Raw genomic sequence first — 22310 nt, forward strand, 5'->3', positions numbered from 1 at the left:
GGCTTACGCCCCACCGGTCATAAAGCCTCGTTAACAGGAGAGTGAAAGTGAAACTGGACGCAGGCATCGGGGCCAAATATCGACGTACGCGAACGTTCAAAACGGAAGAAGCAGACGGCGAGGCGGTCGAAGCGATTCAGTCCCAGGGGTGACCGCCGCGTTGGTCGGGCCACAGCGGATACCAGTATCGTTCGTCGTCCTCGATGCCGAGTTCGCCGTCGAGAACGGACTGCAGTTTGAACTCCACGCGCTGGTTTCGTTCGTGGCCCGTCTGGGGCGCGAACGGATAGTACGCGCCGCGGCGGAACGAGTAAATCCAGTACGCACGGACGTTCTCGTCGTCCTTCTCGAAACCGAAGACCGCAGTGAGAAGGCGAGAACCGTAGCCGCGTTCGATGAACTCGTCGGCGGCGAAGTGGATGCTCGTCACGAGGTCCTCGGGGTCGCTGTCTTCCAGCACCACCCACTGGTAGCCGTGGCTGTCGGCGTGGCGGCGGAAGGTCGTCCCCGTCTCCTCGCTGCCGGCGTGGAGGATGGCCTCGACTTCGTCGAGCGTCTCGGCGAAGTCGGTGCTGTCGACCGACGAGAAACAGAGCGCCGCGGCGCCGACGTGGTCGTAGCCGAGGTCCGCCTGCATCGTGAGATACGCGGTCGACATCCCGAAGAGGTCCTCGGGGTCGGCCGCACGCGTCGCGTCCGCCTCCGCTCGCATACCGAGCACCGAGCGGATGGAGTCGAACAGTCCCATGACCATCTCTCTGTGCTCCGACGGTTAGGAGGTTTCTGTCTCTCGCTCTCGCTGCCGCAGTCGTTCGACGCGTTTCTCAGTCGGCGGATGCGTCCACGGGAGAACTCCCGAGACTGGTGGAACGATACAGAACGCGCTCGCAGTACCGAGCGTTCGAAGGTCTTCGTCCTGCGGTTCATGACCGTCGAGTGACCGGAGCGCCGACGCGAGCGCCGCGGGGTTCCCGGTGAGGACCGACGCCCCGCGGTCGGCAGCGAACTCCCGAGTGTGTGTGAGGAGGTACACCGCAGGCGCGGAGAGAGCCATCGCAGCGATAGAGAGCGGGAGGACGAAGACGAGACCGAACACTGCGCCGTAGAGACTCTGGCTCCCCACGTCGACAGCAGCGTCGAACATCGTGCGACCGGAGAGGAGTGGGAACGCCACAACTGAGAGCACTACGGAGTCCCAGTGGACGGCGTGAACCAACTCGTGGGCGAGCACCGCTTCCAGTTCGTCGCCGCTGAGGGCGTCGGACAGACCGGTCGTCACGCAGAGCGTCGCACCGGACCCGCTGCCGACGGTGAACGCGTTCGCTTCGGCGTCGTCGACGACGGCGACGGCGGGTGTCGGAACGTCGGCCTGTCGCGCGAGCCGGTCGACGGCAGCGAGCAGGGTCGGTCGGTCGTCGTGGTCGACGCGGACCGCGTCGACGCCCGAGAGCGTCAGCGACGGCCCGAACACGAGGAGAGCGAGTAGGAGCGCTAACGGCGGGAGCGCGAGCAACAATCCGAACGGACCGGCGAACTCGTACAGAACGAACGCGACGGCGACGTAGCCGAAGAGGACGTACCCGCCGGTGGCGACCGTTCGCAACAGGAGCGAGCGACTACGAGAGAGGGCCATACCGAAACGCGAGACTGGGCGAATATAGGTTTACTGACCAGTCGTCGCCTCGGCGGTTCGTTCCATCTCGTGGAGTCGTTCAATGCGTTTCTCGGTGGGCGGATGTAGTCCCGGGAACTGCAGCGACGACCACGACGGCGCAACGATACAGAACGCGCTCACCGGGCCGAGACTCCGCATATCCCGTTCGGGCTTTTCGTCGATGTCGCCGAGCGTCCGAAGCGCCGAGGCGAGCGCCGCGGGCTTGCCGGTAAGCGCAATCGCGCCGCTGTCGGCAGCGTACTCGCGGGCGTTGGCGATGACGAGTACGGCGGGATAGCTGATAGGGAGGAGAACGAGCGGCGGAAACAGGAGGACGAGTCCGATACCGACGGGGAGCAAACCGGAATACTGCGATTCGTGCATCGTCGCCTCCGAGAGCGTGAGAAACAGCCCCGAGACAGTCAGTGGAAACGCCGCGAGTGTCATCACGACGGCGTCGTGGTTCTTCAGATGCGCAAGTTCGTGAGCGAACACTGCCTCACGCTCGTCGGCGTCGATTTTTCGCAGCAGGCCGGTCGTAGCACAGACGACCGCCCGGTCCCCGGACCCCGCGGTGAACGCGTTGGGGTCGTCGTTGGCGACGACGGCCAACCGCGGCGTCGACACGCCCGCCTGTTGCGAGAGTCGGTGCAACGACGAGAACAGTTCCGGGTAATCGTCGGGGTCGACGTACGCGGCTCCGGCCGCGCTGAGTGCGAGACGATGCCCGAACAGAATCAAAAACAAGGGGACCGCGGTAAGTGTGACCGTCGCCACCACTGCGAACCACTCCCGAAAGATGACGAACAGGGGTGCGACGAGCAGGAGATAGCCGGCCGCGACGAGCGCGAGGGCGACGAGCAGACGACCGCCGAGCGACCAGTTTCGAGCCATTCGACAGTATTTCAAAGCAGATGACAATTAGTGTTGCGTCACAGGCTGAGTCAATCAGTCTCCGCCTCACGTTCGAGCGTGCGGAGCCGTTCGATACGTTGCTCGGTCGGCGGGTGGAGACCCGGAAACTGGAGCAGTCCCCACGACGGCGAAACGATACAGAACGCGCTCACCGGACCGAGACTCCGCATGTCCCGTTCGGGTTTTTCATCAACCTCGTCGAGTGTGCGGAGCGCCGAGGCAAGTGCCGCGGGCTTGCCAGTGATGGTGACTGCACCGCGGTCGGCAGCGTACTCGCGGGCGTTGGCGATGACGAGAACCGGCGGATAGCTGACCAGAAGTAACAACAGCGAGACGAGCAGTCCCACCAGTCCGACGACGAACCCACGAAGCTCCGAGCGCCGCGGGTCGAACGCCCATTCGGCGGAGAGGAACAACGTCGCCGCGACGGTCACCGGGAACGCTACGAGCGTCATTACTGTCGCGTCCGCGTTCTGCAGGTGCGCGAGTTCGTGGGCGAACACCGCGTCGAGTTCCTCGTCGTCGAGCGTCCGAAGGAGGCCGGTGGTGACGCAGACGACAGCACTGTCTCCCGACCCGGCGGTGAATGCGTTCGGGTCGTCGCTGGCGACGACGGCCAGACGCGGCGTCGACACGCCCGCCTGTTGTGAGAGTCGGTGCAGCGACGAGAAGAGAGTCGGATAATCGTCGGGGTCGACGTACGTCGCATCCACCGCATCGAGCGCGAGACGGTGGCCGAACAGAATCAGCAAGAGCGGAACGAATGCGAGCACGAGCGTCGCAATGGCGGCAATCCGCAACGGGAGAAACACGAACAGAGGCGCGACCAGCAACAGATACCCAGCCGTGACGAATCCAAGCGCCACGAGCAACCGGGCACCGAGCGACCAGTCACGACTCATCGTGACAGTGCTACAAAACGAAGAGAAATCAGTGTTCCGTCAGCGGGTCGCTCAGAACCCTTCCATCTCGCGTTCGAGGTCACGGAGACGCTCGACGCGCTTCTCGGTGGAGGGGTGAGTGCTGGCGATTTTGCCGATGAAGCCGCTGCGGATGGGGATGATGAAGAACGCGTTCATCTCCGACTGCTCGCGCAGGTCCTCTTTCGGGACGTTGTCCATCCGGCCGTCGATGGTGAGCAGCGCCGAAGCCAGCGCACCGGGCTTGCCGGTGATGGTCGCCCCACCGCGGTCGGCAGCATACTCGCGGTAGCGCGAGAGCGCGCGGATGAGCAGGAACGACACAATCCACACCACGAGCGAGACGAGGATGGCGACGATGACCGGTGCGCCGCCCTCACGACGACTGCCGCCGCCGAACCAGAAGCCCCAGCGGACGATCATGAACGCGACCGTCGAGAGGAACGAGGCGATGGTCATCACCATCACGTCGCGGTTCTTCACGTGCGCGAGTTCGTGCGCCATCACGCCCTCCAACTCGTCTTGGTCGAGCGTCTGCAGGAGCCCGGTCGTCACGGCGACGGTGGAACTCTTCTGCGAGCGGCCGGTCGCAAACGCGTTCGGGACGCGCGACTGCGCGACGGCCACGTCGGGTTTCGGGAGATCCGCCTGCTGGGAGAGGCGGCCAATCATCGCGTGTAACTGCGGATACTCGTCCTCGCTGACCTTCTTCGCACCCATGCTGTACAGCGCGAGTTTGTCGCTGAAGAGGAACTGGGCGAGGAAGAAGATGCCCACGAACAGCAGCATGGACGAGTAGCCGATTTGGGAGAGTACCCCCACGAAGACGATGTAGAGGGCGAACAGGAGGAACATCGTGAGCGCCATGCGCCCGCGAAGCCCCCAGTCGGGTTTCCATTCCATGCGAGAACATACCGTCTACGAAGCATAAACCCTGTCGGAAATCGGGGTCGAATGGTACGATACTCGAAAACGGGCGGAGAGAGCCGACCGTTCGTCTACGTCGTCAGAAATCCAGAAGACGCCCGACCAACTCAGTCGGAGTCGGTCGCCGCGGTATCGGTGCGGCCGCGGACGCCCAACAGCCACTCGCGCGTCGGCAGTCGAGAAGGCACGCTCTCGGCGTCGAACAGGCGGTTCTCGGTCTGGCCGTAGTTGACGAGCGTCACGAGGAAGACGCCGCCGACGGTGTTGCCGAGAAGCACCGGGAGGACGAACCCCCAGAGCACGCCGAGTACGGCCGCTTCCCCGACGAAGACGAGGAAGAACGCCTCACACGCGGAGACGACGACGTGGTACGACTCGGCCGCCGGGATGGCGAGAAACACCACGTAGACGAGGACGAACCGCGAGATGGAGTCGCGGACGGCGTGTTCGAGCCACACCACCCCGGCGACGAGCCACCCGGCGAAGACGGCTTTGAAAAACAGGTCCCACCACCCGGCGTCGACGCCGGCGAGACCGAGTTCCGTCGCCGTCGCTGCTGTCTCGGGTGACATCACACCGGTGTTCGCCAGCACGAACGCGCCGGCGATGCCGCCGGCGAGGTTGGCGGCCAGCACCGTCGTCCACACCCGAAGCAGCGTCGGGACGCTGGCGATGCGTTCGAGTACGAGCGCAACCGGCGGCAGCGTGTTCTCGGTGTACAGTTGATAGCGGCCCATGATGATGTAGACGAACCCCAGCGGGTACAGCGCCGCACCGAGCAGATGCGCTAACGGACCGGGGATGACAGCGGTCACCGACGACTGCAGAAGGAACGTCAGCGTGATGGCGAACCCGGCGGCCAACCCGCTGAAGAACAGTTTTCTGGTCGACTCGTCGACTTCTTCGTTGGCGGTGGCGACCACGCGCTGGAAGATTTCGTCGGCAGAAAAGCGGTCTCTGACCGCCTTCCCGGCCGCCGGCGCACCGCTGCGGGCCCGCTCTACGGCGTCGCGGAGTTGCTCGTCGTTTCGGGGACCGTCGTCTGGTGGGTCGTGACTCATCGTGTGAGAAGCCTCTGCGGTCGGGAAGCGTTTCGACGGTAAGAAGCTTCGTTGCGGCCGGTGAGACGGTCTTTCGGGCGTGAGAGACGGCTGGGCTGTGAGCGGTAGCGCGACCATGAACGTGAGTGCAATCGACAACTACGGCAACCGCGGCAAACCCGACAGGGGGGACGAGATTACTTGACTCTCAGCACCGTCGAGAGCGTATGGACACGGTACTCGTCACCGGCGGCCTCGGCCGCTCGGGTCGCTGGATTGTCGACCGTCTCGCCAACGACTACGACGTGGTCTGCGTCGACCTGTCACAACCGGGGTTCGAGGTCTCCGAACGCCCGTCAATCGACTTTCGGGCCGCCGACCTCACCGACCGCGGCGAGACGTTCGACCTCGTCTCGGAACTCGACCCCGACGGCGTCGTCCACTGGGCGGCGTTGCCGTCGCCGACGCGCCACGCCGGCGGGCGAGTGTTCGAGACGAACACGATGGCGACGTACAACGTGCTCGTCGCCGCGGCGCGACAACATGCGAAAATCGTCTGGGCGTCGAGCGAGAGCGCCTACGGCTTCCCGTTCGCCCGCGAGACGACGCTGCCCGACGAACTCCCCATCACCGAAGACCACCCGTTGCGCCCCGAGGACCCGTACGGAACCTCGAAAGTCGTCGGCGAGGAGATTGCGAAGATGGTCGTGCGCCGGTACGACGTTCCGGTCGCCTCGATTCGACCGTCGTGGATTCAGTACCCCGGCGAGTACGCCTGCCGTGACCGCGAGGACCTCCGCGAGAACCGACCGCTGTCGGCGCTGGACCTCGACGCGGGCGTCGGCAACTTCTGGTCGTACGTCGACGTACGCGACGTGGCCTCACTCGTCGCGACGGCGCTCGATATCGGGGTCGCCGGTCACGAAGCGTTCCACGCCGTCGCCGCGGAGAACTACCTCGACGTGGCGACGCTGGATGCCGTCGAGGAACGGTTCGGCGCACTGCCGGACGACTGCAACGTGGAGGGAGAGGCGTCCGCGCTGTCGACGGCGAAAGCCGACCGGATGCTCGACTGGCGACCGTCGCACTCGTGGCGTGACGCCGTCGACGAATCGGTCGCGGAACCGGACCTCCTCGCGGACTGACCCGCGGTGCGCTTTTGCGCGCCTGTGTCACAGTATCGCATATGAGGTTCACCAACAGAACCGAGGCGGGCGAACGGGTGGCCGACGCGCTCGAACGTCGGGGCGTCGACGCCGACCTCGTGCTTGCGATTCCACGGGGGGCCCTCCCGGTCGGTCGGGTCGTCGCCGACCGACTCGGCGCTCCGCTCGACGTGGTCGTCGCCGAAAAACTCGGTGCGCCAAGAAACCCGGAACTCGCTATCGGAGCCGTCGCGGGCGACGGAAGCGTCTGGCTGAACGACGAGTTGGTCGACCGACTCGGAATTTCCTCGGAGTACGTCGAGCGAGTCAGAGAAACCGAGGCGGAGAACGCCCGCGAGAAAGTCGCCTCGTATCGCGGCGGCGAGGCGGTCCCGGAGATGGCCGACAAGCGGGTAGTCCTCGTCGACGACGGCGTCGCGACGGGGGCGACGGCCATCGCCTGCCTCCGACAACTCCGAAACGCGGGGGCCGCACACGTCACGCTCGCGGTTCCCGTCGCTCCGGCGGACGCCAAGCAGCGACTCGCAGAGGAGTTAGACACGTTCGTCTGCGTCGAAGCGCCGAGTTCCTTCGGTGCGGTGGGGCAGTACTACCGGTCGTTCGGTCAGGTGTCGAACGAGGAGGCGCGAGCGATACTGCGCGAGAGTCAGCCGAGATAGAGGGTGTGTCGTCGGCGTCGTCGGTGTCGTCGGCGTTGTCGGTGTCGTCGGCGTCGTCGGTGTCCTCGCCGTCTTCGGGGGGTGCGAACGCGAGTTCTCGAACGGGCAGGTCGTCGGTCTTAAACATCTGAGCGGTCTAGCGGAGGCAATGAGTCAAACGCGCGAGTTCTGTCCGCGCTGTGGAAACGAAGTCGAGGAGCGCTCCGAACCGCTCCCCGGCGCACCCCGTGAGCGCGACGAGGTTCTCTGCAACGCGTGTTACTTCGAGGATTTCGACCTCGTGGACGCACCCGACCGGGTGACGGTCCGCGTCTGTGCGAACTGCGGGGCGGTCCACCGCGGCAACCGCTGGGTCGACGTCGGCGCACGTGACTACACCGACATCGCCGTCGACGCCGTCAGCGAAGCACTCGGCGTCCATCTCAAAGCCCGCGACGTCGCGTGGGCCGTCGAACCCGAACAGGTCGACCAGAACACGATTCGGATGCACTGTCAGTTCTCCGGCGTCGTTCGCGGCACCTACGTCGAAGAGGAAGTCGTCGTCCCCGTCTACATCTCCCGGGAGACGTGCCAGCGATGCGGGCGCATCGCCGGCGGCTACTACGCCAGCGAGATTCAGGTCCGCGCGGAGGGCCGTACGCCGACGCCCGACGAGCAGTCCCGCGCCGTCGACATCGCCGAGTCGTTCGTCGCCAAACGCGAGGAGGCCGGCGACCGAAACGCGTTCATCACCGAGTCGAAGGAAGTCGACGACGGCACCGATATCAAACTCTCGACGAACCAACTCGGGCAAGCCGTGGCGACGCGAATCACCCGCGAACTCGGCGGCAACGTCGAGAGCTATCCGACGCTCGTCACCGAGGACAGCGACGGTAACGAAGTCTACCGCGTCACCTACGCCGTCCGCCTGCCGCAGTACACCCCGGGCACGATTATCGACCCCGAAGACGACGAGGGACCGGTGCTGGTTCGCAGCGTCAGAGGGAACCTGAAGGGAATACGTCTCACGACGGGCGACCGCTACGAAGCGCAGTTCGAAGAGGGCGAAGCCCCCGACGCCCGCGAACTCGGCTCCGTCGACGACGCCGTCGAGACCACCGTCGTCACCGTCGAGGACGACCACGCGGTCCAAGTGTTAGACCCCGAGACGTTCCAGTCGAAAACCATCGCCCGGCCGTCGTACTTCGACCCCGATGCCGAGACGGTGCCGGTGTTGCGGAGTCGCGCCGGCTTGCACATCCTTCCCGATGACGCCGTCGACAGCGAGTAAGCGGGCGGACGTGCGGGTGAGCTAGACCGACGTGTCGCTAACTGAGCATACGCGTCGCTCGACGAGCGTTGCGGACGAGTCGGAAGCAAGAGACGAAATTCAGTCGGCGCGCGCGGGCGTCACCGACTCGGTGGGCGACGGCGTGGTATCGTGGAGTGCGATACCGTGGGCGGCGAGTACCTTCCGGAACTCCGCTTGCGACTTCCCGGCGCGGGAAGCGGCCTGCGCGAGCGTCAGGGTTCCGCTGCGGTACAGCGTCAGCGCCGTCGTGAGGGAGTGAGTGTGCATCTGCGTTCGAGAACTGCTACAGAATACGTGCATGTAAAGCTATCGTGAGAAGCGGTGCCACTACGTGTGTGTAGGGGCCGCATTACGTTGTGAATCGCCCACAGATGTGCGAATCTAGTTTGGAAACACGCAGTAAGATTAACAATCGTGTTAGTTCTGTCCGGCAAATTCTGCCACCCGGTGAGTGAATAGCTACAAATGGGGGTGTGCCAAAGAGGAGGCTATGGACCGACAACAGTGGATTGCCATCTTCTTCGTCGTGCTCATGATTGGGTCGTCCGTCGTCTACGCGGGTGCGAGCCTCTTCTAAGACGACCGCCTCGACACCCACGTAGAGACGCGACTACCGGCACTTCGAGCGGCCCGTTCGGCTACCCGTCGCCCCACACGTCCGACAGCGGGTGGTTCTTGCGCTCCTCCTCGCTGGAGCGAACCCCGCTCTTGCCGCGTCGACGACGCCGGCCGAAACCGCGGTTCTCGCGGCCGGACCCGTCATTCTGACTGGTCGACGACGACCCGCCGAGCGTGCCAGGTCCACCGCCGTCGAGACCCGAAAGCGCCGCCCGTGGGTCGAACTCCGGTAAGTCGGGGATTTTCGTCCGGTCGACCTGCTCGGCGAACCAGTCGGGCGTGTCGCTCCGCGCGCGCTCGAACAAATCGAGGAGACTCGAATCGGCGAGATACGTCGCCCCGTGGTCGTCGGGGGCGCGGATGACGCGCCCGCAAGCCTGAATCACGGTTCGGAGCGCGGCCCGGTGGTACCAACTCCACTGTCCCTCTTCGAGACGGCGCGCGACGCGCGAGTCGCTCGTGTTGAGGTACGGCGCTTTGCACAGCACTTGCCAGCGACAGAGGTCACCCTTCAAATCGAGCGCCTCCTCCATCTTCACCGAGAGAAACAGCTCCGGGTCCGAACTCGCTTTCCAGGCGTCCAACTCGGCGTCGCGGTTCTCTTTACTGTGCGTTCGAACGCGCTCGCCGACGCCGAAGTCGACGAGATGGTCGGCGAGTCGCTCCTGGATGCTGTAGGAGTGCGCGTGAATCAGCCCCTTCTCGTCGGGGTGGTGGGCCATCAGGCGAACGACGAGACGCGCGATTTTGGGGATGGTCTCGTCGCGGTGTTCGTACGTCATCCGACCCTGTGTCACGTCGTACAGCGGGCGGTTCTCGACGGGGAACGTGTGCGGCACGTCGACGAGAGCGACGTCTTTCGGGTCGAGGCCGACCTGCCGACAGAAGGCGTCCTTGTTGAGAATCGTCGCCGACAGGAGTGCGAACTTGTTGCCGCGGTCCCAGACGGTGTGATGAAGATACTTCTCGGGGTTCAGCGGCTTGATGACGATTTTCGTGCCCTCGCCGTCCGGTTGGTCGACGACCCACGTGGTTGCGCTCGTCGGGTCGCGGTAGTCCTTGACGAACCAGTCGAGTTCCGAGCGCAGTTCTTGGAGTCTGTCGCGGCGGGCAGCCTCGTCGGGCGTGAGTTCCGGCTTGGTCAGGAGTTCGTCTTTCGCGCGTTCGCAGACCCCCGAGAGCGTCTCCGCGAGGCGGGACGCGCGTTCGACGGCGTCGTCCGCGGCGGCGACGTCGGGGATGCCCACGTCGTCCCAAACGGGCACCGTATGAGGACTCAGTTCGATGGTCGCGTACATTTCGGCCCATTCGGCGAGGCCGTGGGCCTCGTCGATAACGACCACGTCACGCTTTCTGAACACGTCGCTGCCCGCCGTCTGCATGAAGTACGCGAGCGTCATCGCCGCGATGGATTTCGAGGAGGCGATGGCGCGGTCCGAGAAGTACGGACAGCGGTGCCGGACGGTACAGTCGAACCCCTTCTGGCGGACGCACGGCGCGCGGTTGACGGGCGTGTCGTGTTCGCCCGGGAGAATGCAGGTGTAGTTGCGCTTACCGCGGATGATGCTCAAGTCGTCGAGAAGTGACTCGCTTTCGACGTCGTCGAGTTGCGAGACTTGGGGCGTAGTGTAGTAGGCGTCGGTGGCGTGTTTCGGTTCCGACTCCTCGACGGTACGCGCACAGCCAGCGATAGCGCGCGCGAGGAGGGATTTACCGCTGCCGGTCGGTGCGCGAACCAAGACGACGTCGTTTCCGGCGGCGAACGCGTCACGGATGTCCCGAAGCGCTTGCTCCTGATTGCCGCGATAGCTCGGCGCGGGGAAGGACTCGAAGATGCGCTCGGGGTCCACGCAGGGAGTCACCGCGGGCACGGGCCTAAAACCACCGACTCCGCGTCGATGGGCGAACTCGCCGTCGACGACGCTGACGCGTCCGTCGGAACGTGACCGCGCCTACAGCGCTTTCACGTCGGCAGCCGTCACGTCGCGGTCCTCGGGTAGTTGCTCGATGCAGTCGAAACAGAGCAGGCAGTCGGTACCGTCGGCGAGTTCGAGCGCCATCCCCCCCGAAGGACCGTAGTCGAAGCTCCAAAAGTCGCCGATGCCGCCGCTGATGCGGATTTTGAGATTGCAGCCATCACAGCGTGCCTTCGCCATGGGAGCGAACTAGCGAGGCCCACACAAGACCCCTTCGAGGAGAGTGTGGCAGCGGAGACGACGGAATCGGCGGTATTGGCGGCATCGGCATTGACGGCATCGGCATCGGCGTTGTCGGCGACCAGTGACGAATGCCGGAGACGACGTTACCGTCGGAGCAGACGGTCCGCACACGTCTCGGCGGCGACGGTAACGCCGAACGACACCGAGTCGGACTGGACGACGTTGCCGACGGTGTTCGGGAGCGTCCACTCGACGCCGAGGTGGTGGGTACCGGGTTCGACGCAGCGTCCGCCCGCGAGCGCGACGTTTTCGACCCGCGAGAGGCCCGACAGCGGTCCGTCGTACACGACGTGGTCGCGTGGCCCGCGCTCGTCTTTCCCGGATTCGTCATGCCAGAGCGTGACGTGGAGGAACTCCTGTAACTCGCCGACGTCGTCGGTGTCGTCGCCATCGCTCCGTTCGGGTTCGGTCCGGCCGTTCTCGGCGGTGTCGTACAGCTCGCCGTCGACGGTGAGCGTCGCGTCGGTTCCTCGGAGTTCGACGACGAAAGAGGCGGTGCCGCTGTGGCCGGGGAGAAGGTTGCCCACTCGGACCGGTTCGGATGAAACGCGACGGAGCGAGACGTGGGCTTTGTCGGTCGTTTCGCCGTCACCGCCGCCGTTCCCGGACGAATCCTCGCCGTCTCGGTCGTCGCCGCTGCCCCGACTGTCCCGACTGTCGTCGTCAGCGGACGCGTCGGTTGGTCCGTCTCCGCCGGAGTTGTCCGCGTTTCCGTCGCTGACGTCCTCGACGTCGTCGGACCCGCCATCGTCGACGCCGTCGGCGTCGGCATCGTCGTCCTCGGCGTCTTCGCTTGCGCTGCTGCCGCTGTCGGCACCGGTCGGTGTCGGCGTCCGACCGCCGTCTCTGGTCTCGACGCCCAAATCGAAGCCCGACCCCGAGTCGCCGGTCGGGTCGCCGAGCAGTTGCTGGGCACCGATACCGCCGCCGAGTCCGCCGAGGACCAGCGCACCGATGCCGAGGAGGGTGCGACGCCGAGACGTCGACGACCCACTATCGTCGGTCATAAACGGCTCTCGGCGGAGTCGAACCGCCGGACGCGCCGACGCAGCGTGGTGTGCTGCGGTCGCAGAGAGCCGGGGGAACGACGGAAGTCGCACCCGAGGCAGCCGTCCGCGGCCACCGGCGGCCGCGACGGAAGGGAGCAGCGATGGCGAAACCGCACGGGAAGGTATCACTTCCGCGTCCGGTTGCGAACCGTTCAGTCGTCGTCTTCGTACTCGACGAACATGTTGAGACCGTAGTTGCCGTTCCGCGGCACCGCACCGCTGCCGCCGAGGAACGTCATCGTCCCGCTGACGGCGAACTCGTCGGCGGCGATGTTTTCGAGCAGGACGCCCGATTTCGCGCCGTTCTCGGCGAGTGCGCTGGTCGGCCCGTCGATGCTGCGACCTGCGACTTCGATGTCGGACAGCTCGAAGTCGAAAGCGCCGTTGTCGGACTTCCCGAGCAGGCCGACTGTACCGGTGTGGTCCGTCGAGTCGAAGCCGTCGAAGCTGAGCGTCTTACCCGCGACCTCGAACGTCGCGCCGTCGTCGTGGTCGAACGAGAGCGTGAACGCGTACGGCGTGTCGAAACGCCAACTCGTGGAGTCGGTGTCGCCGTCTGCGGGTTCGTTGCCGAGGAACAGGTTCCAAGTGTCTCCTTGGTTGTTCGTTACCGCCTGTGCGTTCCACTTGTAGCCGTCGTAGGCGAACTGGGGGAAGTTTGGTATCGTGGAGCTCTTGACCGGGCACGGGTTGATGGTACCGTCGCTGTGGCGCGCCTGCAGCGCGTGGAATGCCAGGTCGAACTCGATGGAGTCGCTTTGAATCTCGTTGCCGACGGACTCGAAGTCGATGCTCCACTCCAAGCAGAGACACGGACCGGTGATGTTGCCGGCTCTGTTCTCCATGGTGTACGGCTTCTGGCGGCCGGGCGTCAGGATTCCCTCACGCATGCGGGCGTCGAGCGGGACGCCGGTGCTGAGTGTCTGGAGTACCTCGGTGAGCGTGCCGCTGGTGAGGAGGGTGTCGTCGTCATCGTCGTCATCGTCGTGCTGGTCGTTGTCTCCGTTCTCGCAGTAGAGAAGACGTGCGTCGATACTGTCGGCGAGTTCGCCGACGTCCGTGCTGTCGTCGCCCGCGCTCCGTTCGAGACCGCTGCGGTTGTTCTCTCCGTTCGAGAGGAGGTCACCGCACGCCCACATGTACGCGGGGTTGTCCTCGATTTCGAAGCAGAACTCCAGACAGCCGGAGTCGCCGGGCTTCACGTCGCCGAGTGTGTACGTACCGACTGCGGGCCGGCCGTCGACGCTGCCGCTGAGGTCGCCGGAGTCGTCGCCCTCCGCGCCGTTGTACTTCGTCGTGTAGTCGACGGTGAGGTCGAGTTTGCCCGCGGTGAACGCGTTCTCGGTGAACGACTCTTGGTCGCTGAAATACGCGGTCGTTCCGAGACCGGCACCAGCGGACGCGATTCCGACGGTTCCGATTCCGAGCAGTACGTTGCGGCGCGAGACGTTGAGTTTCTCTTTCATTGGTGTCCACGTCGTCCGGCGGGGCCCGACGACCTATCACCGCCCAAGAACTGTCGGGTAATAGGTACGAGCCACGTGCCGGGTTGCTAATCTGTGCTGAGGGGTGTCTAAGCCCGTCTGAGACCGCGCTAACGCCGTCGATAAGGCGTCTAATCGTCGGTTAGCACGGACCGTTCGGGAGGTACGGACGCCGTACTCGGCCGGTCGAAGGCGAACAGAGACGATTCGCCTCCGGCACACGACAGTTTATGCGACGCCGCACCGACCTGCCGGGTATGAAGGTGAACTGCGAGGGGTGCGCCGGTTGCTGTATCGACTGGCGGCCGGTCGCCCCCGAAGCGCTCGACCACGAGCGCCGCGGGCGGCGCGACCCGCTCGACGACACCTACAACCTCGTGCCGTTGACGCGTGACGAGGTGAAAGCGTTCCTCGACGCGGGTCTCGGCGACGCGATGACGCCGCGACTGTTCCGCGCCGACGAGGGACCGAACTCGGTTCGCGTCGACGGCTACGACCTCGCCGCCATCGACGGCGGTCCCGTCTTCTACGTCGGCCTCCGCAAGCCGCCGAAACCGGTCGGGCCGTTCGGTCTCGACGCGACGTGGCTCGACGCGTGCGTCTTTCTCGACCCCGAGACGCTCCGCTGTCGAATCCACGAAACCGACCTGTATCCGACGACCTGCGCGGACTACCCCGGACAGAATCTTACGCTCGGCACGGAAACCGAGTGCGAACGCGTCGAGCGAAGCTACGGCGGCGACCGCCTGCTAAACGACGACCCGCCGGAACGACTCCGAGGGTTGGCGCTCGGCCCGCAGGCGCTCGGCGCGAAACTGTTCGTCTACCCCGACCCCGAAGAGCTGGCGGGCGTCGTCGACCGCCTCGCCGCGGGCGAGACCACCGACGCCGACCGGGCGCTGTTCGTCGGCGCGGCCGTCGGGTCGCGGCCGGGGACGACTGCCGTCGACGAGGCGAAAGCCAAATCCGGCCGCGAGCGTGCCCAAAATGCATCGTCGTGGGCAAGTACAGTCGTCGAGATGTGGACCGGACAGGCGGGTCGCCGCGGCAGCGACGCTCGGAGCGTCACCGACGCCGCCGAACGTGAGGAGCGACAGGGCGCGCCACCGGCCGCGGAGTGGTGACTGGAAAAACAGCGAGAACAGTTAACCGACTCACGCCCTTTTGTCACCTATGAAGGTCCTCGTGACGGGAGCGACCGGGTTCGTCGGTGGACGACTCGTTCCGGCGCTTCGGACCGCCGACCACGACGTGACGGTGCTGGTCCGTGACGCCGACCGATACGACCCACCGGCGGGCGTCAGCGTCGTCGAAGGCGACCTGCTCGAACCGGACGACTGCGAACTCGTCGTCGGCGACGGACCGACGGGCGAACAGTCGCTGTCGACGCTGTTGGACGCACTGGAGATAGAGGCGGCGTACTACCTCGTCCACTCGATGCAGGCCGGAAACGACTTCGAAGAGCGCGACCGACGCATCGCCCGGCGGTTCGTCCGCGTGGTGAACGACACCGACGTCGAGCGCGTGCTGTATCTCGGCGGCCTCGGCGAGGAGCGAGACGAACTTTCGAAACATCTCCGCTCGCGACGGGAGGTGGAGTACATCCTCTCGCAGGGCGAGTACGAGTTGACGACGCTGCGGGCGGCCATCATCATCGGCAACGGCAGCGCGAGTTTCGACCTCGTCGAACAGCTAGCGCGGCGACTCCCGGTGATGGTGACGCCGCAGTGGGTACAGACGAAGTGTCAACCCATCGGCATCGACGACGTCGTCGCGTACCTCGTCGGCATCCTCGACCATCCCGAGACGGCGGGTGAGATGTACGAAATCGGAGGTCCGGACGTGCTGACGTACGACGAGGTACTCCGCGAAACCGCCCGACAGATAGGTCGACGGCTGACCATCCTCCCCGTACCCGTCTTGACGCCGCGACTGTCGGCGTACTGGGTCGGACTCGTCACCGACGTGCCGGCGAGCATCGCCCGGCCGCTCATCGACGGTCTGAAAAACCCCGTCGTCGTCGACGACGACCGAATCGAAGACATCGTCCAGTTCGAGTTGACGCCGTTCGACGAGGCCGTCTCGGCGGCGCTCGGCGAGGGTGAAGGGCGGGAGACGACGCCGGTGGCGGACGCGACGAGCGCACCGAAAGCCGACTGAACGACGAGGGGACGGAGACGAAGACAGGAATGCAGGAACCGCAGTACGACGAGGCGACAGAACCCGAACCAGTGTACGGCGACACGTGGGTGTACGAGAGCATCGTCGGTGCACTGCCCGGTATCGACCTGACGGAGTGGCAGGCGGTGCTGCTCCAGATAGCTATCTTCGAGATATCCGTGTTGTTTCTCGCGTGGGCGTACGACCTCTGGAACGCCGCGCTCGCGGGAACGGCGGCGGTGTTCGTCGCCGCCGTCGGCAGCATCGCCATGGTCCGTATCGGCGAGGGCACGCGCTCGCTCGACCTCCCGACGTCGTATCAGCGACTGCTGTTCGGGTCGCGTATCGAAGTGGTGCTCACCGTATTGGCGTTCATCGCGCTGATTACGCATCTGTTCGTGTTCGACCCCGAGCGGGCGGCGAACCCGCTGGTCACGACGCTGTTCGGCGAGCAACCGGACGTGATTCCGGTGTATCTGATGTTGCTCGTCCTCTGGGACCTCTGTTACCGCATCGGTGCCTCGTGGTGGGCGTCGGTTGTCGCGCTGTGGCGTTCGTATCGGTTCACGTTCGACGGCGAGACGGCCGCCGAACTGCGACGCGTCGACCTGATGAACGTCGCGTTCGGACTCGCACAGTTGGTGCTCGTCCCGTTTATCCTCGACCGGCCGGTGTTGCTGTTCGCCGTCGGCGGCCACGTCGTCGCCGTCACCGTCGTCTCGGTGGTGGCGATGCTGACGCTCGACGTCGAGACGGGCGGCGAAAACTGGTAGTCGACTACTGGCCGTCTTTCAGCTTACGGAACTGGTCGAGGAGGTCTTCCGTAGACTCGCCGGAGTCGTACTCGAGACGGCCGCGAAACTCCGTGCGCGCCTCGCCGAAGTCGGCATCGACTTGACTCGTTTTCTGCGCACGACGCTCGTGTTCGTCTTCGTCATAGGCTCCCATTGACATGCTATGTCAACACTTAACAATTCCTCTATAAATACATAACGGTTTCTCAGATTTCGAACACGGCTGACGTGAAACAGGGCGTACGTGGGCGGAACGCGCACGGAACACGTAAGGTGCCCCACTGGTAACTCCGCGTCGTGGCACGACCCCTGCGGTTTCGGCACGCGCCCGGTCGGTGGACGGAAGGGCGCGTCCGACACGACGTGTACTCCCATCTCGACTCGAATCTCGGTGCGACGATGCGACGGCCGTGGTTCAAGCCGCCCTCGGGCTACGAAGCCCGCCGTTTCGAGATGGACAACGGCGACACGGCGCTGTTCTGCTGGAACGACGACGGCGCGTACTGGCTCGGCAACACGGAGACGCCGAGCACGCTCTGGCGAACGGACAAGTTCGGCTTCACCGAAGTTCCGTATCGGGTCCGGCGCTGGGCCGAACGGGAACTGCTCGCACAGTTACACGAGGAGACGCCGTGGCTCGAACCGTTTCCGCATCTCTCGTGGTTCTTTCTGCCCGTCTTCCTCTCGAAAGACGGCCGGCACACCACCCGGCAGTTCTTCGACGAACACGCCGCTGGCTTTCCCGACGCGACGCGCGACGAGGCGCTGTCCTTTTACGAGGAGTTTCTCTCGACCGGCGTGTTAGACGAGTACCGCGAACTGATGGCGGGGAAACTCGGTACCTCGAAACAGCTGGATTTGGTGCGGATGAGTGCCTCGATGGGCGAGTTCAACGCGGCGGCGCTGCTCACCGAGGCCGGGTACGACATCACGCCCGAAATCGAGGTGACGACGGGACACTCGCTCGACTACCGCGCCGAGCGAAACGGAGACGGAACGCTCGTCGAAGTAACTCGGCCGCTGCCGACGGACCGCCGTAGTGCCGGGACACCTGTCGCCGCCGTCCGCGACACGGCGGAGACGAAGACGTCGGGGCAACTGGAGCGACACGGCGGCGGCGTCACGCTGTTCGTCGACTGTTCGTCGTTCCCCGACGACGACTGGGCGTCCGTCCGCGGCGAGAAACCGGACGTTCGGCATCGACCGGCCGTCGTCTTCCGGACGCGACCCTCCGGACGCGTCGAAGCATATCGGAAAGGAAGCGTCCCGCTGGACTTAGACGGCGCTGTCGAGTGGGTCTGAGTCCGAGCAAAAGGAAGATAGCGATGGGCGAGTCGGTAGTACTGGCGGCCCGACACGCCCGCGATGGTGGGCTACGGCGTCAGAAGGACACCTGTTCGGCGTTGCCCTCGCCGAGGGTCGGCGCGTCCCGGTCGCTGTAGAAACGCCGACCGATGGCCTCGTGTCCGACGCCGGTGAGAATCGCGTCGTACACTTCGTTGGAGTCGGCGTACGTCTGCGCGCCGAGTCGTTCGAGGACGGCTCCCACCGTCTCCGAACCGTTCTGTAGGTGAATCGTCTCCGTGCCGTAGGCACTGACGAGTTCGTCGGTTGTCGCGGGGTACTCGTGGTCGGCAACGAGGTCGCCAGTTCTGTTCAAGCGCATCGACTACAGCGACGCCGTTCTGGTTTATAACGATTTTCCATGCACATCATTAGTCGGGATGGGACACCAATAGTTCCTTAATGGTCCTTAATGTCGTTCGGCTGTAATCACGCGGCCGGACGGCGCGGCGCTTTTGACGAGGGGGAGTCCACCGATACGCATGACTATCGCCGGCGACCTCCACGTCCACACCACGGCCTCCGACGGCCGACTGACGCTCGACGAGATACCGGCGGCCGCACGGGCAGGCGGCATCGACGTGGTCGCCGTCACCGACCACGATACGTTTCATCCGGGCCTCGACGCCCCGGTGAGCGTCCGCGACGGCGTCACGGTGATTCACGGTCTCGAACTCCGCGTCGAAGGGCCGAAAACGCAGGTCGACCTCTTGGGGTACGGCGTTCGGCGGACGCCCGCGCTGACCCACGAACTCGACCGCCTCCAGCGAAACCGCGTCGAACGCGGCGCGGAGATGGTCGAGCGCGTCGAATCGTATCTCGACGTCGACCTCGACATCGAACCGCGACCGGGTATCGGCCGACCGCACGTCGCCCGCGCCATCGACGGGAGCGACGCCGACTACGACTATCAGGGCGCGTTCGACCACCTCATCGGCGACGACGGCCCCTGTTTCGTCGCCCGTGAGATTCCGACGTTCGAAGACGGGGTGCGACTGCTCTCGGCGGCGTGTTCGGTCGTCTCGCTGGCGCATCCGCTCCGGTACAGTGACCCCGAGGCGGCGCTGTCGTTGGCCGGGGAGTTAGACGCCGTCGAACGGTACTACCCGTACGGGTTCGAGGTGGACGAGACGCGCGTCGACGACGTCGTCGACGCGGAAGGCCTTCTCACGACCGGTGGAAGCGACGCGCACGGGACAGAACTGGGCGTCTGTGGCGTACCCCCGAAAGCGTTTGCGGCGATTCGCAGCCGACTACCCGAAGCGGTGGCTTAAACGCGCTGGGGAACGAAGTGTGGAGTATGCAGTGCCACTACTGCGACCGTGAAGCCGCGTTCGCCGCCGGCAAGGACGGTATTCGAGTCGGTCTCTGCGAGCAGCATTTCCGCGAGCGGATGGAAGAACTCGCCGAATCCGACGAGTTGGAGGCCTTGCGGGAGCGTATCGATGTGGACCGAGCGGAGTGAGTGTTCTACGAACGACTGACGGTCCACATCGATGAGTGTCGACCGCGCCGGGTGAGTCTTGGACGACCTGAAGACGCCAACGGACCGTTTTCGACACCCGCTATCTCGGAGAGCGCGTAGCACCACCGAGTCGTCGATGACATCTCGAAGCAGCGGAGTCGCCGCTCAGCGCTCTAACTCCGACGCCAGCAGACCGAACACGCGTAGGTCTACTCGCTGGCCGTCGACGAACTCGTGTTCGCGCAGCACGCCTTCTTCGTGAAAGCCGAGTTTTTCGAGGACTCGCACAGATGCCGTGTTCGACGTGACGACCTGCGCGGTGAGCTTTTCGAGACGGCGCTCTTCGAAGGCGTAGCGCGCGAGCGCCCGGGCGGCGTCGGTCGCGTAGCCACGTCCCTGTGCCTCCGCCGTGACCCAGTAGCCGAGTTCGGCAACGCCGTTGCGCTCGTCGAGGTCGAAGAAGAAGACAAGGCCGACGGCGCGGTCCTCGGTTGCGACGACGAACGTCTCACCGTCGTCGCTGCCGACGACCGTCTCGAAATACTCCGTCGCCGACGAGAGATTCATCGGCCGGGCGTCGCCGAGGAGCCGACGAAAGATAGGGTCGTTGCGGTGCCGAGCGATGAACTCGCGGTCTTCGCGTTCGACCGTGCGGAGTTCGACGTGGTCACCGACGAGAAAGACGGGGCCGGGCATGACTGAACGTCCACGCGACGGGGGAAAGTACCGTCGGCCGTTCGAGAACTGTGTGTTCTGTCTCAGAGGTACGGAAGGACGACGAAGTACAGAAGCGCCAACAGCGTCTCGAACGAGAGCGTGCCGAGCGCCGACAGCACGACGAAGTTCCGAGGACGCATCTCCGAGAAGCCTGCCGGAACGGTGAGCATCCCGCGTGTGAACGGCAGCGTGTTGCTCACGGGGACGACGATGGGACCCCAGCGGTCGAACCAGCCGTCGAACTTGTCGAGACGCTCCTCGCTGACTCGGAACCAGCGCTTCTGCAACAGGTACTCGCGGCCGCCGCGTTTGGCGACCATGAACAGCGCGAGTTGCCCCACCGTCGCGCCGAGAACGGCGATGCTGATGATGACAATCGCCGTCTCGATGGAGGCACCGAAGACGAAAATCGCGCCGGGAACGACCAGTTCGCTCGGCATGAAGTACATCAGCATCGCGCCTTCGAGGACGAAGATACCAAGGAGTAAGAGAAACGCGAACTCGGAGTCGAGCAGGTCCTGCAACATCGAGGGGACCTCGAAGTTGGCCTGAAGCAGCAGGCTCAGCATGTACAGAACGTCCGTCGTTACAGCATTTATCGTTTTGGCCCTGACAGAGAACCGCACGCACGGCGGGAACGACGTGACTTTGGACCCGCCGACCGTACGGGGGGTATGACCCGTACGAAGCGCCCCCGTCGGCTTCGACGCGACGGCGTTCGCGGCCTCGTCAGCGAGAACCGAGTCTCCGCGTCGGACCTCATCGCCCCCGTCTTCGTCGACGCGACGACCGACGAACGAATCCCCATCGACTCGATGCCGGGCCACGAACGCGTCCCCGTCTCCGAGGCAGTAGACCGGGTCGAAGAGGTGCTCGAAACCGGCGTCGAAGCCGTGATGCTGTTCGGGATTCCCGAGTCGAAAGACGAACGCGGCACGCGCGCGTGGGCCGAAGACGGCGTCGTCCAGCGAGCCACCCGTGACATCGTCGCCGAGACGGACGCGTACGTCATCACCGACGTCTGTCTCTGCGAGTACACCGACCACGGCCACTGCGGCGTTCTGGAAGACCACGCGGCCGACGACCCGAACCTCACGGTCAAGAACGACGAGACCTTGGAACTACTGGGGAAAATCGCCGTTTCGCACGCCGAAGCGGGCGCGCAGATGGTCGCGCCGTCGTCGATGACCGACGGGATGGTCGGCGCGATTCGGGGTGCGCTCGACGACGCCGGATTCGAGGGACTGCCGGTCATGAGTTACGCCGCGAAGTACCAGAGCGCCTTCTACGGGCCGTTCCGCGACGCCGCCGACGGTGCGCCGGCGTTCGGCGACAGACGACACTACCAGATGGACCCCGCGAATTCCAGAGAAGCACTCCGTGAAGTTCGACTCGACGTCGAACAGGGCGCGGACGTGTTGATGGTCAAACCCGCTCTTCCCTACCTCGATATCGTCAGCGCGATTCGCCGCGAGTTCGACCACCCAGTCGCCGCCTACAACGTCTCCGGCGAGTACGCGATGCTGCACGCCGCCGCCGAGAAAGGCTGGCTGGAGTTAGATGAGGTGGCGATGGAGTCGCTCGTCTCGATGAAGCGCGCGGGTGCGGACCTCATCCTCACGTACTTCGCAGAGCAGGTCGCCGACCGTCTGTAAGGCCGTTCGTCGGCCACAACCCTCGGTGCGCGCGCCGGTTTTCGACCGAATTACCCGATTTTCGACCCGACAATCGTCCACATCCGCGGCAACATTTGTCGAACCAGTGCGAAGAATATGACCTTATACAACTGGTATTCGATATTAAAGCGACCGTATGGCCATTTAGGACCCTTGAAAATTGTGTTTTCTAACGCTAACGCTTATACCATAGCATTCCGTGACCATCTGAC

At 64.8% G+C, this 22310-nt stretch carries 26 protein-coding genes; 11 read left to right on the forward strand and 15 right to left on the reverse strand.

The features are described 5' to 3' along the window. Positions 1-136: 136 nt before the first annotated feature. The 6 genes from pspAB to AUR64_RS17805 form a co-directional block, all read right to left on the reverse strand. Entirely contained in the window at positions 137-748 is a 612-nt protein-coding gene (pspAB, locus tag AUR64_RS17780; protein WP_058583436.1) for a PspA-associated protein PspAB, read from the reverse strand. A gap of 24 nt (positions 749-772) precedes the next feature. Continuing rightward, the gene (locus tag AUR64_RS17785) at positions 773-1633 is read right to left on the reverse strand and encodes a M48 family metallopeptidase (RefSeq protein WP_058583314.1); all 861 of its coding nucleotides are present in this window, start codon (positions 1631-1633) and stop codon (positions 773-775) included. A 30-nt stretch (positions 1634-1663) separates the two neighbouring features. After that, on the reverse strand, positions 1664-2548 hold the full coding sequence (locus AUR64_RS17790; RefSeq protein WP_058583315.1) for a M48 family metalloprotease: 885 nt from the start codon (positions 2546-2548) through the stop codon (positions 1664-1666). Between the two features lie 50 nt (positions 2549-2598). Continuing rightward, the gene (locus tag AUR64_RS17795) at positions 2599-3471 is read right to left on the reverse strand and encodes a M48 family metalloprotease (RefSeq protein WP_058583316.1); all 873 of its coding nucleotides are present in this window, start codon (positions 3469-3471) and stop codon (positions 2599-2601) included. 51 nt (positions 3472-3522) lie between these two features. Continuing rightward, positions 3523-4392, reverse strand: a complete 870-nt coding sequence (htpX, locus tag AUR64_RS17800) for a zinc metalloprotease HtpX (protein WP_058583317.1) — start codon at positions 4390-4392, stop codon at positions 3523-3525. A 131-nt stretch (positions 4393-4523) separates the two neighbouring features. After that, entirely contained in the window at positions 4524-5477 is a 954-nt protein-coding gene (locus tag AUR64_RS17805) for a formate/nitrite transporter family protein (RefSeq protein WP_058583318.1), read from the reverse strand. Between the two features lie 206 nt (positions 5478-5683). Between AUR64_RS17805 and AUR64_RS17810 the strand changes: the two genes are divergently transcribed. The 3 genes from AUR64_RS17810 (at position 5684) to AUR64_RS17820 (ending at position 8551) form a co-directional block, all read left to right on the forward strand. Beyond that, complete coding sequence (locus AUR64_RS17810) at positions 5684-6601, forward strand: NAD-dependent epimerase/dehydratase family protein (protein ID WP_058583319.1); 918 nt, start codon at positions 5684-5686, stop codon at positions 6599-6601. A gap of 41 nt (positions 6602-6642) precedes the next feature. Next, entirely contained in the window at positions 6643-7281 is a 639-nt protein-coding gene (locus AUR64_RS17815; RefSeq protein WP_058583320.1) for a phosphoribosyltransferase, read from the forward strand. A gap of 148 nt (positions 7282-7429) precedes the next feature. Then, positions 7430-8551, forward strand: coding sequence for a 60S ribosomal export protein NMD3 (locus tag AUR64_RS17820; RefSeq protein WP_058583321.1), 1122 nt, complete (start codon positions 7430-7432; stop codon positions 8549-8551). A 99-nt stretch (positions 8552-8650) separates the two neighbouring features. Here the strand turns inward: AUR64_RS17820 and AUR64_RS17825 are convergent, their stop codons facing one another. Continuing rightward, positions 8651-8839: a DUF7317 family protein gene (locus tag AUR64_RS17825; RefSeq protein WP_058583322.1), complete on the reverse strand. Its 189-nt coding sequence runs from the start codon at positions 8837-8839 to the stop codon at positions 8651-8653. Positions 8840-9023: 184 nt separating this feature from the next. On the opposite strand from AUR64_RS17825, the gene AUR64_RS21290 reads away from it, so the two are divergent. Beyond that, a complete protein-coding gene (locus AUR64_RS21290) occupies positions 9024-9149 on the forward strand; it encodes a hypothetical protein (protein ID WP_276203546.1) in 126 nt (41 codons plus the stop codon). Positions 9150-9210: 61 nt separating this feature from the next. On the opposite strand, the gene AUR64_RS17830 is transcribed toward AUR64_RS21290, so the two are convergent. From AUR64_RS17830 to AUR64_RS21060, 4 genes are all read right to left on the reverse strand, one after another. Next, a complete protein-coding gene (locus tag AUR64_RS17830) occupies positions 9211-11040 on the reverse strand; it encodes a helicase C-terminal domain-containing protein (protein ID WP_058583323.1) in 1830 nt (609 codons plus the stop codon). Between the two features lie 102 nt (positions 11041-11142). Beyond that, positions 11143-11346: a DUF7561 family protein gene (locus tag AUR64_RS17835; RefSeq protein ID WP_058583324.1), complete on the reverse strand. Its 204-nt coding sequence runs from the start codon at positions 11344-11346 to the stop codon at positions 11143-11145. Positions 11347-11492: 146 nt separating this feature from the next. Beyond that, positions 11493-12416 carry a hypothetical protein gene (locus tag AUR64_RS17840; RefSeq protein WP_058583325.1) on the reverse strand — a complete coding sequence of 308 codons (924 nt, stop codon included), beginning with the start codon at positions 12414-12416 and terminating at the stop codon, positions 11493-11495. Between the two features lie 194 nt (positions 12417-12610). Further along, on the reverse strand, positions 12611-13924 hold the full coding sequence (locus tag AUR64_RS21060; protein ID WP_058583326.1) for a TasA family protein: 1314 nt from the start codon (positions 13922-13924) through the stop codon (positions 12611-12613). Positions 13925-14199: 275 nt separating this feature from the next. Here AUR64_RS21060 and AUR64_RS17850 point away from each other — a divergent pair, with 275 nt between their 5' ends. Genes AUR64_RS17850 through AUR64_RS17860 form a run of 3 tightly spaced genes read left to right on the forward strand, consistent with a single transcriptional unit; the run spans position 14200 to position 16875 of the window. After that, on the forward strand, positions 14200-15066 hold the full coding sequence (locus AUR64_RS17850; RefSeq protein ID WP_058583437.1) for a YkgJ family cysteine cluster protein: 867 nt from the start codon (positions 14200-14202) through the stop codon (positions 15064-15066). Between the two features lie 49 nt (positions 15067-15115). Beyond that, a complete protein-coding gene (locus AUR64_RS17855) occupies positions 15116-16102 on the forward strand; it encodes an NAD(P)H-binding protein (protein ID WP_058583327.1) in 987 nt (328 codons plus the stop codon). 29 nt (positions 16103-16131) lie between these two features. Further along, a complete protein-coding gene (locus tag AUR64_RS17860; protein ID WP_058583328.1) occupies positions 16132-16875 on the forward strand; it encodes a DUF7530 family protein in 744 nt (247 codons plus the stop codon). A gap of 4 nt (positions 16876-16879) precedes the next feature. Here the strand turns inward: AUR64_RS17860 and AUR64_RS20775 are convergent, their stop codons facing one another. Next, positions 16880-17056: a DUF5786 family protein gene (locus AUR64_RS20775; protein WP_205628424.1), complete on the reverse strand. Its 177-nt coding sequence runs from the start codon at positions 17054-17056 to the stop codon at positions 16880-16882. A 137-nt stretch (positions 17057-17193) separates the two neighbouring features. Here AUR64_RS20775 and AUR64_RS17865 point away from each other — a divergent pair, with 137 nt between their 5' ends. After that, positions 17194-18198: a DUF5784 family protein gene (locus AUR64_RS17865; protein WP_058583329.1), complete on the forward strand. Its 1005-nt coding sequence runs from the start codon at positions 17194-17196 to the stop codon at positions 18196-18198. A 79-nt stretch (positions 18199-18277) separates the two neighbouring features. On the opposite strand, the gene AUR64_RS17870 is transcribed toward AUR64_RS17865, so the two are convergent. After that, a complete protein-coding gene (locus AUR64_RS17870; RefSeq protein WP_058583330.1) occupies positions 18278-18562 on the reverse strand; it encodes a DUF5789 family protein in 285 nt (94 codons plus the stop codon). A gap of 160 nt (positions 18563-18722) precedes the next feature. On the opposite strand from AUR64_RS17870, the gene AUR64_RS17875 reads away from it, so the two are divergent. Together AUR64_RS17875 and AUR64_RS20980 are read left to right on the forward strand one after the other, a co-directional pair. Then, the gene (locus tag AUR64_RS17875; RefSeq protein ID WP_058583331.1) at positions 18723-19514 is read left to right on the forward strand and encodes a PHP domain-containing protein; all 792 of its coding nucleotides are present in this window, start codon (positions 18723-18725) and stop codon (positions 19512-19514) included. A gap of 26 nt (positions 19515-19540) precedes the next feature. Beyond that, entirely contained in the window at positions 19541-19705 is a 165-nt protein-coding gene (locus tag AUR64_RS20980) for a DUF6757 family protein (RefSeq protein ID WP_169794674.1), read from the forward strand. A gap of 165 nt (positions 19706-19870) precedes the next feature. Here the strand turns inward: AUR64_RS20980 and AUR64_RS17885 are convergent, their stop codons facing one another. Both AUR64_RS17885 and AUR64_RS17890 read right to left on the reverse strand, forming a co-directional pair. Beyond that, a complete protein-coding gene (locus AUR64_RS17885) occupies positions 19871-20401 on the reverse strand; it encodes a GNAT family N-acetyltransferase (RefSeq protein ID WP_058583333.1) in 531 nt (176 codons plus the stop codon). A 62-nt stretch (positions 20402-20463) separates the two neighbouring features. Then, positions 20464-20991 (reverse strand): DedA family protein, encoded by a 528-nt coding sequence (locus AUR64_RS17890; protein WP_058583334.1) that lies wholly within the window; start codon positions 20989-20991, stop codon positions 20464-20466. 105 nt (positions 20992-21096) lie between these two features. Here AUR64_RS17890 and hemB point away from each other — a divergent pair, with 105 nt between their 5' ends. After that, positions 21097-22077 carry a porphobilinogen synthase gene (gene hemB, locus AUR64_RS17895; protein ID WP_058583335.1) on the forward strand — a complete coding sequence of 327 codons (981 nt, stop codon included), beginning with the start codon at positions 21097-21099 and terminating at the stop codon, positions 22075-22077. The last annotated feature ends 233 nt before the right edge of the window (positions 22078-22310 follow it).

Source organism: Haloprofundus marisrubri, from assembly GCF_001469955.1.
Taxonomy (GTDB): domain Archaea; phylum Halobacteriota; class Halobacteria; order Halobacteriales; family Haloferacaceae; genus Haloprofundus; species Haloprofundus marisrubri.

Coding starts and splice junctions, on each gene's coding strand:
- AUR64_RS20775 (WP_205628424.1), bottom strand. CDS start 17,056: ATGTCAATGGGAGCCTATGACGAAGACGAACACGAGCGTCGTGCGCAG.
- AUR64_RS17815 (WP_058583320.1), top strand. CDS start 6,643: ATGAGGTTCACCAACAGAACCGAGGCGGGCGAACGGGTGGCCGACGCG.
- AUR64_RS17805 (WP_058583318.1), bottom strand. CDS start 5,477: ATGAGTCACGACCCACCAGACGACGGTCCCCGAAACGACGAGCAACTC.
- AUR64_RS20980 (WP_169794674.1), top strand. CDS start 19,541: ATGCAGTGCCACTACTGCGACCGTGAAGCCGCGTTCGCCGCCGGCAAG.
- AUR64_RS17855 (WP_058583327.1), top strand. CDS start 15,116: ATGAAGGTCCTCGTGACGGGAGCGACCGGGTTCGTCGGTGGACGACTC.
- AUR64_RS21060 (WP_058583326.1), bottom strand. CDS start 13,924: ATGAAAGAGAAACTCAACGTCTCGCGCCGCAACGTACTGCTCGGAATC.
- AUR64_RS17850 (WP_058583437.1), top strand. CDS start 14,200: ATGAAGGTGAACTGCGAGGGGTGCGCCGGTTGCTGTATCGACTGGCGG.
- AUR64_RS17870 (WP_058583330.1), bottom strand. CDS start 18,562: ATGCGCTTGAACAGAACTGGCGACCTCGTTGCCGACCACGAGTACCCC.
- AUR64_RS17840 (WP_058583325.1), bottom strand. CDS start 12,416: ATGACCGACGATAGTGGGTCGTCGACGTCTCGGCGTCGCACCCTCCTC.
- AUR64_RS17825 (WP_058583322.1), bottom strand. CDS start 8,839: ATGCACACTCACTCCCTCACGACGGCGCTGACGCTGTACCGCAGCGGA.
- pspAB (WP_058583436.1), bottom strand. CDS start 748: ATGGGACTGTTCGACTCCATCCGCTCGGTGCTCGGTATGCGAGCGGAG.
- AUR64_RS17875 (WP_058583331.1), top strand. CDS start 18,723: ATGACTATCGCCGGCGACCTCCACGTCCACACCACGGCCTCCGACGGC.
- AUR64_RS17810 (WP_058583319.1), top strand. CDS start 5,684: ATGGACACGGTACTCGTCACCGGCGGCCTCGGCCGCTCGGGTCGCTGG.
- AUR64_RS17890 (WP_058583334.1), bottom strand. CDS start 20,991: ATGCTGAGCCTGCTGCTTCAGGCCAACTTCGAGGTCCCCTCGATGTTG.
- AUR64_RS17785 (WP_058583314.1), bottom strand. CDS start 1,633: ATGGCCCTCTCTCGTAGTCGCTCGCTCCTGTTGCGAACGGTCGCCACC.
- hemB (WP_058583335.1), top strand. CDS start 21,097: ATGACCCGTACGAAGCGCCCCCGTCGGCTTCGACGCGACGGCGTTCGC.
- AUR64_RS17835 (WP_058583324.1), bottom strand. CDS start 11,346: ATGGCGAAGGCACGCTGTGATGGCTGCAATCTCAAAATCCGCATCAGC.
- AUR64_RS17820 (WP_058583321.1), top strand. CDS start 7,430: ATGAGTCAAACGCGCGAGTTCTGTCCGCGCTGTGGAAACGAAGTCGAG.
- AUR64_RS17860 (WP_058583328.1), top strand. CDS start 16,132: ATGCAGGAACCGCAGTACGACGAGGCGACAGAACCCGAACCAGTGTAC.
- AUR64_RS17795 (WP_058583316.1), bottom strand. CDS start 3,471: ATGAGTCGTGACTGGTCGCTCGGTGCCCGGTTGCTCGTGGCGCTTGGA.
- htpX (WP_058583317.1), bottom strand. CDS start 4,392: ATGGAATGGAAACCCGACTGGGGGCTTCGCGGGCGCATGGCGCTCACG.
- AUR64_RS17790 (WP_058583315.1), bottom strand. CDS start 2,548: ATGGCTCGAAACTGGTCGCTCGGCGGTCGTCTGCTCGTCGCCCTCGCG.
- AUR64_RS17885 (WP_058583333.1), bottom strand. CDS start 20,401: ATGCCCGGCCCCGTCTTTCTCGTCGGTGACCACGTCGAACTCCGCACG.